The organism is Microbacterium meiriae (assembly GCF_040685015.1).
Lineage (GTDB): Bacteria > Actinomycetota > Actinomycetes > Actinomycetales > Microbacteriaceae > Microbacterium > Microbacterium meiriae.
The window spans coordinates 1,134,829-1,148,350 of sequence record NZ_JBFBHD010000002.1 but is presented as its reverse complement, the minus strand read 5'-3'; the positions used below and the strand labels follow the sequence as shown (position 1 = coordinate 1,148,350).

General features: G+C 70.8%; 13 protein-coding genes. 10 read left to right on the top strand and 3 right to left on the bottom strand.

Annotation, left to right across the window (positions count from 1 at the left end):
* Positions 1-37 precede the first annotated feature (37 nt).
* From typA to AB0N68_RS13990, 4 genes are all read left to right on the top strand, one after another.
* Positions 38-1,951 carry a translational GTPase TypA gene (gene typA / locus AB0N68_RS14005; protein ID WP_187663645.1) on the top strand — a complete coding sequence of 638 codons (1,914 nt, stop codon included), beginning with the start codon at positions 38-40 and terminating at the stop codon, positions 1,949-1,951.
* A 186-nt stretch (positions 1,952-2,137) separates the two neighbouring features.
* Complete coding sequence (locus AB0N68_RS14000; protein ID WP_313366449.1) at positions 2,138-3,022, top strand: aggregation-promoting factor C-terminal-like domain-containing protein; 885 nt, start codon at positions 2,138-2,140, stop codon at positions 3,020-3,022.
* Positions 3,023-3,129: 107 nt separating this feature from the next.
* Positions 3,130-4,179: a glutaminase A gene (gene glsA, locus AB0N68_RS13995; protein ID WP_187663647.1), complete on the top strand. Its 1,050-nt coding sequence runs from the start codon at positions 3,130-3,132 to the stop codon at positions 4,177-4,179.
* Complete coding sequence (locus AB0N68_RS13990; protein ID WP_259962796.1) at positions 4,176-5,801, top strand: MFS transporter; 1,626 nt, start codon at positions 4,176-4,178, stop codon at positions 5,799-5,801. The genes glsA and AB0N68_RS13990 overlap by 4 nt, the downstream gene beginning before the upstream one ends.
* 3 nt (positions 5,802-5,804) lie before the next feature.
* On the opposite strand, the gene relB is transcribed toward AB0N68_RS13990, so the two are convergent.
* Entirely contained in the window at positions 5,805-6,353 is a 549-nt protein-coding gene (relB, locus tag AB0N68_RS13985; protein WP_187663649.1) for a type II toxin-antitoxin system RelB family anti-toxin, read from the bottom strand.
* A gap of 105 nt (positions 6,354-6,458) precedes the next feature.
* On the opposite strand from relB, the gene AB0N68_RS13980 reads away from it, so the two are divergent.
* The 6 genes from AB0N68_RS13980 (at position 6,459) to AB0N68_RS13955 (ending at position 10,863) form a co-directional block, all read left to right on the top strand.
* Positions 6,459-7,169 carry an AzlC family ABC transporter permease gene (locus tag AB0N68_RS13980; RefSeq protein WP_280571781.1) on the top strand — a complete coding sequence of 237 codons (711 nt, stop codon included), beginning with the start codon at positions 6,459-6,461 and terminating at the stop codon, positions 7,167-7,169.
* Complete coding sequence (locus AB0N68_RS13975; protein WP_187663650.1) at positions 7,166-7,480, top strand: AzlD domain-containing protein; 315 nt, start codon at positions 7,166-7,168, stop codon at positions 7,478-7,480. The genes AB0N68_RS13980 and AB0N68_RS13975 overlap by 4 nt, the downstream gene beginning before the upstream one ends.
* A gap of 40 nt (positions 7,481-7,520) precedes the next feature.
* Positions 7,521-7,931, top strand: coding sequence for a histidinol dehydrogenase (locus tag AB0N68_RS13970; protein ID WP_280568561.1), 411 nt, complete (start codon positions 7,521-7,523; stop codon positions 7,929-7,931).
* A gap of 9 nt (positions 7,932-7,940) precedes the next feature.
* A complete protein-coding gene (fdxA, locus tag AB0N68_RS13965) occupies positions 7,941-8,261 on the top strand; it encodes a ferredoxin (protein WP_017203330.1) in 321 nt (106 codons plus the stop codon).
* A gap of 9 nt (positions 8,262-8,270) precedes the next feature.
* Entirely contained in the window at positions 8,271-9,383 is a 1,113-nt protein-coding gene (gene dapC, locus AB0N68_RS13960) for a succinyldiaminopimelate transaminase (RefSeq protein ID WP_280568564.1), read from the top strand.
* A gap of 190 nt (positions 9,384-9,573) precedes the next feature.
* Positions 9,574-10,863 carry a citrate synthase gene (locus AB0N68_RS13955; RefSeq protein WP_259953090.1) on the top strand — a complete coding sequence of 430 codons (1,290 nt, stop codon included), beginning with the start codon at positions 9,574-9,576 and terminating at the stop codon, positions 10,861-10,863.
* Positions 10,864-10,942: 79 nt separating this feature from the next.
* Here the strand turns inward: AB0N68_RS13955 and AB0N68_RS13950 are convergent, their stop codons facing one another.
* A complete protein-coding gene (locus AB0N68_RS13950; protein ID WP_313366450.1) occupies positions 10,943-12,316 on the bottom strand; it encodes a DEAD/DEAH box helicase in 1,374 nt (457 codons plus the stop codon).
* 237 nt (positions 12,317-12,553) lie between these two features.
* Positions 12,554-13,507 (bottom strand): 2,3,4,5-tetrahydropyridine-2,6-dicarboxylate N-succinyltransferase, encoded by a 954-nt coding sequence (gene dapD / locus AB0N68_RS13945; protein WP_280569701.1) that lies wholly within the window; start codon positions 13,505-13,507, stop codon positions 12,554-12,556.
* Between the last annotated feature and the right edge of the window lie 15 nt (positions 13,508-13,522).

Sequence of the window (13,522 nt, the reverse complement as noted above, 5' to 3'; positions counted from 1 at the left end):
TTCCCGGCGCAACCCCACACTCTTTGAGGACCCTTGTATGGCGCACGCCCTCCGCTCTGACCTCCGCAACGTCGCAATCGTCGCCCACGTCGACCACGGCAAGACCACGCTCGTCGACGCGATGCTCCGCCAGACGGGCTCCTTCGGCGACCACTCGCACGTGGAGGAGCGCGCGATGGACTCCAACGACCTGGAGCGCGAGAAGGGCATCACGATCCTCGCCAAGAACACGGCGATCACCTACAAGGGCAAGCACGCCGACGGCAAGGAGATCACGATCAACGTGATCGACACCCCCGGCCACGCCGACTTCGGTGGTGAGGTCGAGCGCGGCCTGTCGATGGTCGACGGCGTCGTGCTCCTCGTCGACGCGAGCGAGGGCCCGCTGCCGCAGACCCGCTTCGTGCTGCGCAAGGCGCTCGAGGCCAAGCTCCCCGTCATCCTCCTGGTCAACAAGACCGACCGTCCGGACGCCCGGATCGCCGAGGTCGAGGAGGAGGCGCACGACCTGCTGCTGGGCCTCGCCTCCGACCTGGTCGACGACGTGCCGGACCTCGACGTCGACGCGCTGCTCGACGTGCCGGTGGTCTACGCCTCCGGTCGCGCCGGCGCTGCATCGCGGAACCGTCCCGCCGATGGAGCGCTGCCCGACAACGACGACCTCGAGCCCCTGTTCGAAGCGATCCTCGAGCACGTCCCCGCTCCGGCGTACGACGACGAGGCTCCGCTGCAGGCCTGGGTCACGAACCTCGACTCCAGCCCGTTCCTCGGCCGCCTCGCCCTGCTGCGCGTCTTCAACGGCACGCTCAAGAAGGGCCAGACGGTGGCCTGGGTGCGTGCCGACGGCACCACGAGCAACGCGCGCGTCACCGAGCTGCTCAAGACCCGCGCTCTCGAGCGCTACCCGGCCGAGTCGGCCGGCCCCGGCGACATCGTCGCGATCGCCGGTTTCGAGAACATCACCATCGGCGAGACCATCGCCGACCCGGAGGACGTCCGCCCGCTTCCCGCGATCACGGTCGACGACCCCGCCATCTCGATGACGATCGGCACCAACACCTCGCCCCTCATGGGCAAGGTCAAGGGGCACAAGCTCACGGCGCGCATGGTCAAGGACCGTCTCGACAAGGAGCTCATCGGAAACGTCTCGCTCAAGGTCGTCGACATCGGGCGCCCGGATGCGTGGGAGGTGCAGGGCCGCGGCGAGCTGGCCCTCGCCATCCTCGTCGAGAACATGCGTCGGGAGGGCTTCGAGCTCACCGTGGGCAAGCCGCAGGTGGTCACCAAGAAGATCGACGGCAAGACCTATGAGCCGTTCGAGCACCTGACCATCGACACGCCGGAGGAGCACCTCGGCGCGATCACGCAGCTCCTCGCGAACCGCAAGGGCCGCATGGAGAACATGACCAACCACGGCACCGGCTGGGTGCGCATGGAGTTCATCGTCCCGTCGCGCGGTCTGATCGGCTTCCGCAGCGAGTTCCTCACCACGACCCGCGGCACCGGCATCGCGAACGCGATCTCGCACGGCTACGAGCCGTGGGCCGGTTCCATCACGACGCGCCAGAACGGCTCGATCGTCGCCGACCGCCAGGGTGTCGTCACCCCGTTCGCGATGATCGCCCTGCAGGAGCGCATGTCGTTCTTCGTGCAGCCCACGCAGGAGGTCTACGAGGGCATGGTCATCGGCGAGAACTCCCGCGCCGACGACATGGACGTGAACATCACCAAGGAGAAGAAGCTCACCAACATGCGTGCGGCCAGCTCCGACACGTTCGAGTCGATGACGCCCCCGCGCGTGCTGACCCTCGAGGAGAGCCTCGAGTTCGCCCGTGACGACGAATGCGTCGAGGTCACGCCCGAGGTCGTCCGCATCCGCAAGGTGATCCTCGACCAGACCGTCCGTGGTCGCGAGGCCTCGCGCCTCAAGCGTCAGGACGCGAACGCCTGATCGTCTCGCACTCCTCTCGAGAGGGCCCCACGCCGCCATCTGGCCGCGGGGGGCCCTCTCTCATGAAAATCCCAGGTGAGGGCTAGTTTTTGTTCAGGTTGATGGCGCAGAATCGTTCACTTGCGCCCGGGGCGAGCTCCCGATGAGTCCCCTGAAAGGGCGTACGACGACCCGAAAGTCACAGCCTTGCTTCAGAAGACCCGTGCGCTCCGGCGCGCCTCCGACGCGGCAGCCGCCCGCGCCACTGTCACCCGTACACCCGTGATCGCCCTCGGTGCCGCCACGGCCGCGCTCGTCGGCATCACCCTCAGCGTCGGCCTCGCCTCCGCCCCGGCAGCCGGGGCCGAGCGCTCCGACACCGCCTCTGCCGTCACGAGCCAGAACCTGGGCTCCGAGCCGCTCACCCGCATCGCCGACCAGGCCGTCATGACGGTCTCTGACGGCACCGACGCGGTCGCCGCGGCGAAGAGCCTGACCGCGGAGGTCGCCGAGTCGGGCCTCGACGTGAGCGCCGCGGCGCCCGTCGACACCACCGCGCTCGAAGACGACCTGGAGACCCTCGCCGACCGATCCACGCTCCCGCTGGTCCTGATCACCGTGACGGCCGAGCAGGCCGAGGCGGAGACCGAGAAGGTCGTGACCGCCACGGCTGACCTCCAGAAGGCCTTCACCGCCGCGCAGGAGAAGAAGGCGGCCGACGACGCCGCCCGCGCGGCCGAGGAGAAGGCGGCGGCTGCGGCGGCTGCACTCGCCTCCGCGAACACCCCGGACGGCGCTCGGGCCACGGCGCAGCAGATGATGGCGGACCGCTACGGCTGGGGTGGCGACCAGTTCTCCTGCCTGAACTCGCTGTGGAACAAGGAGTCCGGCTGGAACTACCAGGCGTACAACAACGACGGGGGAGCGACCGGCATCCCGCAGGCGCTGCCCGGCAGCAAGATGGCCACGGCGGGCGCCGACTGGCAGACGAACGCCGCCACCCAGATCGCCTGGGGCCTGAAGTACATCGCCGACGCCTACGGCACCCCGTGCAGCGCCTGGGGACACTCCCAGGCCATGAACTGGTACTGAGCCGCAGAGCCGGCTCCTCGCGGAGGATCTGCCCCTAGCCGTCACCCGACACGGGCGCTACCGTGTCAGGGAGACGGCTGGGGGCGTCGCGATTCCGAGGAGGAGTGGTGCTCGATCCCACCGTCTGGCTCGATGTCCCTCAGGAGGTCTCCACGGGCACGCTGCCCGGGTGGGAGCGGGTGGACGAGCTCGTCCGCGAGGCCCACGCCCGGTACGCGGACGAGGTGTCCGGCCAGGTGGCGGACTACATCCCCGTGCTCGCCGCGGTCGATCCGGAGCTCTTCGGGCTCGCGGTGATCGAGGTGGGCGGCGGCATCCACGACGCCGGAGACGCCCTGCACCCGTTCTCCATCCAGTCGATCTCGAAGATGTTCGTCTATGCGCTGGCCATCCAGGAGCACGGCCACGAGCGGGTCCGCGAGATCGTGGGTGTGAACAACACCGGGCTCGCCTTCAACTCGGTCGTGGCGCTGGAGCTCAACGACGGGCATCCGCGCAACCCGATGGTCAACGCCGGGGCGATCGCCACCACGGCGCTCATGCCGGGCGCCACGGCGGTGGAGCAGTGGGAGCGTGTCCGCGAGGGGCTGTCCGCCTTCGCCGGACGGCCCCTGAGCCTGGACGGCGAGGTCTACGCGTCCGAGGCGGGGTCGAACGAGCGCAACCGGGCCCTGGGCTGGTTGCTGCGCAGCTACGGCCGGCTCGCCGGCGACCCCGATGAGATCGTCGACGTCTACACCCGGCAGTGCGCGCTGGCGGTCACCGCGCACGACCTCGCCGTCATGGGGGCCACGCTCGCCGACGGCGGAGTGAACCCGGTGACGGGGGAGCGGGTGGTCTCCGCGGACGTCTGCCGTGACACGCTGGCCGTCGTCGCGGCGAGCGGGCTGTACGAGCGGTCGGGCGACTGGCTGTTCGAGATCGGTCTGCCCGCCAAGTCGGGTGTCGCCGGCGGCCTCGTCGCGGTCTCTCCTGGCAAGGGCGCCGTCGCCGGGTTCTCACCCCGCCTGGACGAGGCGGGCAACTCGATCCGGTCGCAGATGGCGATCGGACACCTGTCGCGGTCGCTCGGGCTGAACCTCTTCGCCTCCGCGCCCGCCCGTGAGCATGCCGGCGGGGCGGGCGCCTCGTCGTCGTCGGAAGGAGAGCGCTCATGACCCGCACGGCTCCCGCACCCGTGAAGACGTCCTGGCTGCCGATGGTCAGCCTGTTCCTCGCGCAGGTGCTCATGTCCTTCAACGTCGCGGCGCTGCCGATCTCGCTCGGCGGCATGGTGGCCGACTTCGGCGTACCGCCGACCATCGCGAGCACGACGATCGTGATGTACGGCCTCGCCGTCGCCGCGCTCGTGATGACCGGTGCCAAACTCGGGCAGCGCGTCGGCTGGGTGCTGATCTTCCGCGTCGTCGTCGCGCTCTTCGCCGGGTCCGCCGTGATGATGCTCCTCGCCCCGACCGTCTGGTGGGCCATCGCCGGGCAGGCTGTCGCGGGTGCGGCCGCCGCGATCATCGTCCCCTCGATCGTGGCCCTGATCGCCGAGAACTACCGGGGACCGCAGCAGGCCACCGCGATCGGAGCGATCGGCTCGGCACGCGCGATCTCCGGCGTCAGCGCCTTCCTCATCGGAGGGACGCTCGGCACCCTCGTCGGGTGGCGTCCGCTGTTCGTCATCGTGCTGGCGATCGCCGTGGCGGTCTTCGCCCTGAGCTTCACGCTGCGCGGCGACCGCGGGGACGCGGCGATCCGCATCGATCTCGTCGCCGCCCTCCTCATCGGCGCGGCGATCGTGCTGCTCACCCTCGGGTTCAACAACCTGAACAGCTGGGGAGCACTCGCGGCGGCGCCGTCCGCGCCGTTCTCCGTCCTCGGACTCTCGCCCGCCCCGATCTTCATCGTCCTGGGCATCATCCTGGGCCAGGGGTTCTTCCTGTGGACCCGGCGGCGGATGGCCGAGGGGAAGGTGCCGCTGATCGACCTGACCGTGCTGGGCTCGTCGCGGGAGCGCGCCGCGGTGTACGCCATGTTCATCGTCGTCGCCCTCGAGGCCTGCGTGAACTTCACGGTGCCGCTGTACATCCAGATCGTCCAGGGACGCACGCCGTTCGATACGGCCCTGGCGATGATGCCGTTCAACCTCACGGTGTTCATCACGGCGACGCTCGTCGTGCGCTTCTACAGGCGATATCCGCCGCGGACGATCGGCGTGTTCGGGTTCATCCTCACCACGGCGGCGCTCGTCTGGCTGTCGGTCGTGGTGACGAACAACTGGGAGACGGTGCCGACCATCGCCGGGCTCGTCGTGTTCGGCATCGGCCAGGGCGCCCTCGTCACCCTGGTGTTCAACGTACTGGTGACGGCGGCGCCGCCCGAGCTCGCCGGCGACGTCGGGTCGCTGCGCGGCACCACGCAGAACCTGGCCTCCGCCGTGGGGACCGCGCTCGCCGGGGCGCTGCTGGTGTCCCTGCTCGCGCTCAACGTCGGCCGCGCGGTCGTGGAGCATCCCGAGCTGCCGCCGTCGCTGGTGTCGCAGGTCGATCTGAACGAGGTGAACTTCATCAGCAACGACGAACTGCGCGCGGTGCTGGAGACCACGGACGCGACGCCGGAACAGGTCGACGCCGCGGTCGCCGTGAACGAGGAGTCGCGGCTGCGCACGCTCAAGCTCGGCCTTCTGATCCTCGCCGCGGTGAGCGCGCTCGCGATCCTGCCCGCGTCGCGCCTGCCGCAGTACCGACCGCACGAGATCCCCGACCCGTCGCCGACGGGGCCGGGGGAGTGAACCTCAGCGCAGCTCGGAGATGAGGACGGCGCTCGTGCCGGGCTCGACCGCCTCGAAGACGTGCGCGACGTCGCCGGCATAGGTCAGATAGTCGCCGGGGTTCAGCACCACGGCATCGTCGGGGGGACCGACCCGTGCCTGCCCGGCGATGAGGATCACGTGCTCGACCGTGCCCGCGTGGTGGGGGTCGGACCGGCGGGGGTCGCCGGGCTCCGCCTGGATCAGGTAGACGTCCCTCCGGGCACCCGGAGGGCTCGCGGAGAGCAGGGTGGCGCTGTAGGCCGCGGCGGAGGACGGCACGCCCGCGAGGTCGTCGGCGCGGATGAGGGTCGGGGCGTTGGCCTGCTGGTCGACGAGCACCGCGAAGGGCACGCCGAGCGCGACGCCCAGCGCCCACAGCGTCTCCACGCTCGGATTGCCGGCACCGCTCTCGAGCTGCGAGACCGTGGCCTTCGAGATCCCGGCCCGTCGGGCGAGTTCGGAGACGGACAGGTTCGCGGCCTCGCGCTCGCGGCGGAGCGTGCGGGCGATGCGGGTGCGGAGATCCTCCATGCGTTCATCATGGCAAACGATCGTTCGCTTGACTATACGGATCGCCATGTTCAGAATGATGATCGTGTGTTCAGTGAAGCGAACGTCGCGGTGGAGTGGGACCCGGTGACCGCTGAGCGTGAGGTATGGCGCGAGGCGCTCGGCGTCGTGCTCGCCACGAGCGCCTACGGCATCTCCTTCGGCGCGCTCGCCGTCGCCGCGGGACTCGACGTCTGGCAGACGTGCGTGCTCAGCCTCCTGATGTTCACCGGGGGATCGCAGTTCGCGTTCGTGGGGGTGTTCGCCGCCGGTGGCCTGGCCGCCCTGCCTTCGGCGATCGCATCGGCGGCACTCCTCGGCGTGCGCAACGTCGCCTACGGGATGCGCATGTCGCCGCTCATCGGGGGCGGACCGGCACGGCGAGCGGCCGCCGCGCACTTCACCATCGACGAGTCCACCGCCGTGGCGATCGCGCAGGACGATCAGCGCCTGCGCCGGGTGGGCTTCTGGGTCACGGGGGTCGGCATCTTCCTCGGCTGGAACCTCACCACCCTCGTCGGCGCGCTGGTCGGCGACGTGCTCGGCGACCCGAAGGCCTGGGGGCTGGACGCCGCGGCGGCTGCGGCCTTCCTCGCCCTGCTGTGGCCGCGTCTGCGTCAGCGGCAGGCCGTCGCCGTCGGGATCGCGGCCGCCGTGATCGCGGCAGCCCTCACGCCGTTCCTCATGCCGGGGCTCCCGGTGCTCGTCGCCGCTGTCGTCGCGATCGTCGTCGGGTGGTTGAACTGGCTGGGGACACCGCGTCCCGCGAGCGTCGGCGAAGGGGAGGGGGGCGCATGAGCCTCTGGAGCGCCATCCTCCTCGCCGCCCTGATCTGCCTCGCGCTGAAGGCCGTGGGCTATCTCGTGCCGCCGAAGGTGCTCGAGGCGCCGCGCCCCGCCCGCATCTCCGACCTCCTCACCGTCGCGCTGCTCGCCGCCCTCGTCGCGGTGCAGTCCCTCGGTGACGGGCAGGCGATCACCGTGGACGCGCGCGTGCCCGCCCTGCTCGTCGCGGCGGGACTCCTCTGGCTGCGGCAGTCGTTCCTCGTGGTGGTGGCGTCCGCCGCCCTCGTCGCCGCGCTGCTGCGGCTGTCCGGTCTCGCCGCCTGAGCCGTCGTCTCGCCGGGCACCGCCCGGGTAGGATCGGGGGGTGCGCGGGAAGTGGTTGTCGAGGGTGCTGTCCTGGGTGGCCGCTGCCCTGGTGGGCGGGGTCTACGGCGTCGCGGGAACCATCGCGCACAGCGTCATGTGGGGGCCGATCCCGATCGGCCTGATCGTCGCCGCTGTCGCATGTGCCGCGATCCTCATCGCCGTGCGGGCGCTCACCCACGACCGGGGGGCCGCGGTCGCCGCCGGTCTCGGGATGCTGGCCATGATCGTGCTCATCTCGGGCGTCGGTCCCGGTGGCTCCGTCGTCGTGCAGGACACCCTCGCCGGGCGCATCTGGACCTATCTCGCCGCCGGCATCGTGCTGCTCGTCATCGCGTGGCCGTCGTTCTCCCGGCAGCCGGTCCGCCCCGCCACGCCGTCCTCGGAGGAATCCGAGGTCCACGGGTCGTAGACTGAGGGGGTGACGTATGTGATCGCCCTCCCGTGCGTCGATGTCAAGGATCGCGCCTGCATCGACGAGTGCCCCGTTGACTGCATCTATGAGGGGGAGCGGTCGCTCTACATCCACCCGGACGAGTGCGTGGACTGCGGGGCGTGCGAGCCGGTGTGTCCCGTCGAGGCGATCTATTACGAGGACGACCTCCCCGACGAGTGGCAGGACTACTACAAGGCCAACGTCGAGTTCTTCGACGAGATCGGCTCGCCCGGCGGCGCCGCCAAGGTCGGCGTGTACCCGTTCGACCACCCGATCATCGCCGCGCTCCCGCCGCAGGGCGAGTAGGCACGCTCCGTGAGCGTCCGCGACCTCGCCGACTACCCCTGGGACGCCGTGGTCCCCTACCGCGAGCGCGCCGCCCGGTACCCGGACGGTCTCGTCGACCTCTCCGTCGGCTCGCCGGTCGATCCCACGCCGGAGGTCGTCCGTCAGGCCCTCGCCGAGGCGACCGACGCCCACGCATATCCACAGACCGTCGGCACCCCCGCGCTCCGGGAGGCGATCGTCGACTGGTATGCCCGCCGCCGCGGCGTCCCGGACCTCCGGGTCGACAACGTGCTGCCGACGATCGGCTCCAAGGAGCTCGTCGCGCTCCTGCCCACGCTGCTGGGGCTCGGTGCCGGAGACATCGTCGTGCATCCCCGCGTCGCCTACCCGACGTACGAGGTCGGCGCGCGGGTGGCGGGGGCGACGCCCCTGGCGGCCGACGACCCGGCGGAGTGGCCGGAGGGCGCGAAGCTCATCTGGATCAACACCCCCGGCAACCCGGACGGCCGCACGTGGACCGTCGACGAGCTCGCCGTGGCCGTGCAGCGGGCGCGGGAGCTCGGCGCCGTGCTGGCGAGCGACGAGTGCTATGCCGAGCTCGGCTGGGACGGCCCCTGGGCGGACGAGCCCATCCCGTCCGTGCTCGACCCCCGGGTGACCGGCGGCACACGGGCGAACCTCCTCAGCGTCTATTCGTTGAGCAAGCAGTCCAACCTCGCGGGATACCGCGCGGCCTTCGTCGCCGGATGCGCCCGCGTGGTCGGCGAGCTCCTCACCGCGCGCAAGCATCTCGGCCTCATGCCGCCTGCGCCCGTCCAGCAGGCGATGGTCGTCGCCCTCGGTGACGAGGCGCACGTCGTGGCGCAGAAGGAGCTCTACCGTGAGCGGCGCGCCCTGCTGCTCCCCGCCGTCGAGGCGGCCGGCTTCCGCATCGACGGGTCGCAGGCCGGGCTCTACCTCTGGGCGACGGAGGGACGCGACGCCTGGGAGTCGATGGCGCGTCTCGCCGACCTCGGCATCCTCGCCGGACCAGGGCACTTCTACGGAGCGTCGTCCCCCGAGCATGTGCGGCTGTCGCTGACGGCGCCGACGGACCTCGTCGCCGAGGCGGCTCGGCGTCTGCGCGGAGCGGATCTGTAGGAACCCTCCCTGCTGTGCCGATCCCTTTGGCGGTTGTCACAGTAGGCCTGTGTGACGACTAGGCTGTAAAGGCGATTCGGTCGGCACCCGGCCAGGCGCTCAGCGCCCGAGAGATCGCCAGTTCCGGCTTGATCAAGAACTTGCTGACGCCCGCGACGCCGGGGCGATCAGACAGAAGGAGGAGGTCCGCGTGAGCGCTGCGGCAGACCAGACGGCGAAGCTGACGATCGGCGACACCACCGCCGAATTCCCCCTGGTCCGCGGCACCGCGGGCCACGACAGCATCGACTTCTCGACGCTGACCCGTCAGACCGGCCTCACGGGGCTCGACTACGGCTTCGTCAACACGGCCTCCACCAAGTCGGACATCACGTTCATCGACGGTGACAAGGGCATCCTGCGGTACCGCGGCTATCCGATCGAGCAGCTCGCCGGCAGCACCAGCTACCTCGAGGTCGCCTGGCTGCTCATCTACGGAGAGCTGCCGTCCGCCACGGAGCTGGCCGAGTTCGACGAGAAGATCCGTCGCCACACACTGCTGCACGAAGACCTCAAGCGCTTCTTCTCCGCGCTGCCGCACACCGCGCACCCCATGTCGGTGCTGTCGTCCGCCGTCGCCGCTCTGTCGACGTACTACGAGGGCCAGACCGACCCGCACAACCCCGAGCACGTCGAGCTGAACACCATCCGCATGCTCGCCAAGCTCCCGGTGATCGCCGCCTACGCGCACAAGAAGAGCGTCGGCCAGGCGTTCCTCTACCCGGACAACTCGCTCGGCTTCGTGGAGAACTTCCTGAAGCTGAACTTCGGCGTGAACTCCGAGCCGTACGAGATCAACCCGACCATGGTGAAGGCCCTCGAACTGCTGCTCATCCTGCACGAGGACCACGAGCAGAACGCCTCGACCTCCACCGTCCGTCTCGTCGGCTCGACCGGTGCCAACCAGTTCGCCTCCGTCTCGGCCGGCATCCAGGCCCTGTCCGGACCCCTGCACGGCGGTGCGAACGAGGCCGTCCTCACCATGCTCGGGCAGATCCGCGACTCGGGTCAGAGCGTCTCCCGGTTCGTCGAGCGGGTGAAGAACAAGGAAGAGGGCGTGAAGCTGATGGGCTTCGGGCACCGGGTCTACAAGAACTACGACCCGCGCGCCAAGCTCGTCAAGGAGGCCGCAGACGAGGTGCTGAGCTCGCTCGGCGTCACGGATCCGCTCCTGGACCTCGCGAAGGAGCTCGAGGAGATCGCCCTCGCCGACGACTACTTCCGTGAGCGGCGCCTGTATCCGAACGTCGACTTCTACACCGGCGTGATCTACAAGGCGATGGGATTCCCCACGCGCATGTTCACCGTCCTCTTCGCGATCGGCCGTCTTCCCGGCTGGCTCGCCCAGTGGCGCGAGCTGCAGCTCGACCCGCAGACCAAGATCGGCCGCCCGCAGCAGCTCTACACCGGGTCGCCGGAGCGCGCGTTCCCGACGCGCTGAGCGCTGCGCCGCAGACGCCGAAGGCCCCCTCGCACCGGAGTGCGAGGGGGCCTTCGCTGTTGTCAGGCGCGAGCCGGGATCAGCGTCCCTGGGCTCCACGCGTGCCCTGACGGCCCTGGCCGCCCTGACGCTGCGAGCCCGGCGCGCCGCCCTGGCCCGCGGCGCGGGGACGACGACGGCGGCGGGACGGCGGGGTGGTCGCGGTGCTCCTCTCGCCACCCGCCGGCCGCTGCTTCGCGGAGCGCTGCTGCTGCTGCGGCTGCGGGGGCGCGGGCCGCACGTGCGGTGCCCGCTCCGGGACGAGCTCGGTGACGGCGTCGGTGGTGAGGTTCTCCAGCGGTGCCGTGATCGCGGCCTTGCGCAGGAGATCCTTCACGTCGCGGCGCTGCTCGGGCAGGACGACGGTGACGACGGTGCCGGCCGCGCCGGCCCGAGCCGTGCGTCCGGAACGGTGCAGGTACGCCTTGTGCTCGACGGGCGGGTCGACATGGACGACGAGGTCGACGTTGTCGACGTGCACACCGCGGGCCGCGACGTCGGTCGCGACGAGGACGCGGACGCCGCCGTCCTCAGGAGCGGCGGAGAAGGCGCCGAGGTTGCGCTCGCGCGCGTTCTGGGACAGGTTGCCGTGCAGGTCGACGGCCGGGATGCCGGCGGCGGTGAGCTGCTTGGCGAGCTTCTTCGCCTGGTGCTTGGTGCGCGTGAAGAGGATGCGGCGGCCCGTGCCGGAGGCGAGGTCGCGCACCAGCACGGTCTTGTTCTCCGGGGAGTCGACGACGAGCACCCGGTGGGTCATCTCGCCGACGGGCACGCTCGCCTCGTCGACCTCGTGGCTGACGGCGTTCGTGAGGAACCGGCGGGCGAGGGTGTCGATGCCGCGGTCCAGCGTCGCGCTGAACAGCAGGCGCTGACCGTCGGCGGGGGTCGCCGAGAGGATGCGGGTGACGCCGGGGAGGAAGCCGAGGTCGGCCATGTGGTCGGCCTCGTCGAGCACGGTGACCTCGATCGCGCTGAGACGCACGATCTGCTGCTTCATGAGGTCTTCCAGACGGCCGGGGCAGGCGACGACGATGTCGACGCCGCCCTGCAGCGCCTGCTCCTGCGGACGCTGGCTGACGCCGCCGAACACGGTGGTGACGCGCAGCCCGACGGCCTCGGCCAGGGGGGCGACGGTCGCGGCGATCTGGGTGGCCAGCTCGCGGGTGGGGGCGAGCACGAGGCCGCGCGGCAGGCCGGAGCGGCGCTTGTGGCCGGAGGCAGCCAGGCGGGCGACGAGCGGGAGCGCGAAGGCGATGGTCTTGCCGCTGCCCGTGCGTCCGCGGCCGAGGAGGTCACGGCCGGCGAGCGAGTCGGGCAGGGTGTCGCGCTGGATGGCGAACGCCTCGGTCTTTCCGGAGGCGGCGAGAACGGTGGCGAGCTCGGCGGGAACGCCGAGATCGAGGAAGGAAGACATGCAGAGAACTCCGTCAGCGCACGAGAACGGCGCGGGATAGTGGGGTGAGGTGGGCGAAGACGCAGCGAGTGCGCGTCCGTTCGCCGTGCGAATGGCCAGTTCGGGCTGGAGAGGGGAGCGCGGGCGCTCGCTTCGGTCCTCGGAGACCCCTAGACGACGACGATGCTGACCGGCCGGCGGCGCGGGCAACGACCCCAGTCTACCAGCGGCGACCGGTCGAAGGCTGCAGGTGCGCTGTCAGGCGTGGAGCGCTTCGTTGAGCGTCACGCCGACGCCGGCCCGGCGGACGGCCTCGACGGCGCCCGTGAGGGAGTTGCGACGGAAGAGCAGGCCGTCCTCACCCGAGAGATCGGCGCCCTTGACGGTCTTCCGTCCGCCGTCGGCGGTCGCGGGGCCGTCGGCGAGGACGATCTTCGTGCCGGCGGTGACGTAGAGCCCGGCCTCCACGACGCAGTCGTCGCCGAGGGAGATGCCGATGCCGGCGTTCGCGCCGAGCAGCGTGCGGGCGCCGATCGACACACGGTGCGACCCGCCACCGGAGAGCGTGCCCATGATCGAGGCCCCGCCGCCGATGTCGCTGCCGTCGCCGACCACCACGCCCTGCGAGATACGACCCTCGACCATCGAGGCGCCGAGGGTTCCGGCGTTGAAGTTCACGAAGCCCTCGTGCATGACGGTGGTGCCCGGGGAGAGGTGGGCGCCCAGCCGCACGCGCGAGGCGTCGGCGATGCGCACCCCGGAGGGCTGCACGTAGTCGGTGAGGCGGGGGAACTTGTCCAGACCCTGGATCTGGATCCCGGCGCGCTGGAGCTGCGGGCGCAGGCGCGCCGCATCGGCGGGGAGCAGGGGGCCGGCATTGGTCCAGGCGACGTTCGGCAGATGACCGAAGATGCCGTCCAGGTTGAGGGCGTTCGGCCGCACGAGCAGGTGCGACAGGGCGTGCAGGCGCAGATAGGCGTCCGCCGTGGAGGCCGGAGCCGCGTCCAGATCGATCGTGAGCTCGACGACCGCGATGGTCACGTCGCGCCGCTCGTCCTGGCCCGTCTGCGCGTCGAGCGCGGTGCGGGCGGTGGCGACCTCGTCCGCGGACGGCGCGGACGAGCGGACCTCCGGGTACCACGCGTCGAGGACCGTGCCGTCGCTCGCGGTGGTCGTCAGGCCCAGTCCCCAGACAGATCGTGCGTCGCTCATGCCTCCACGGTATCG

Excerpts from the sequence above, each read along its gene's own strand:
- relB (WP_187663649.1), bottom strand. The coding sequence starts at position 6,353 with ATGGAGGATCTCCGCACCCGCATCGCCCGCACGCTCCGCCGCGAGCGC.
- AB0N68_RS13975 (WP_187663650.1), top strand. The coding sequence starts at position 7,166 with ATGAGCCTCTGGAGCGCCATCCTCCTCGCCGCCCTGATCTGCCTCGCG.
- dapD (WP_280569701.1), bottom strand. The coding sequence starts at position 13,507 with ATGAGCGACGCACGATCTGTCTGGGGACTGGGCCTGACGACCACCGCG.
- typA (WP_187663645.1), top strand. The coding sequence starts at position 38 with ATGGCGCACGCCCTCCGCTCTGACCTCCGCAACGTCGCAATCGTCGCC.
- AB0N68_RS13950 (WP_313366450.1), bottom strand. The coding sequence starts at position 12,316 with ATGTCTTCCTTCCTCGATCTCGGCGTTCCCGCCGAGCTCGCCACCGTT.
- AB0N68_RS13990 (WP_259962796.1), top strand. The coding sequence starts at position 4,176 with ATGACCCGCACGGCTCCCGCACCCGTGAAGACGTCCTGGCTGCCGATG.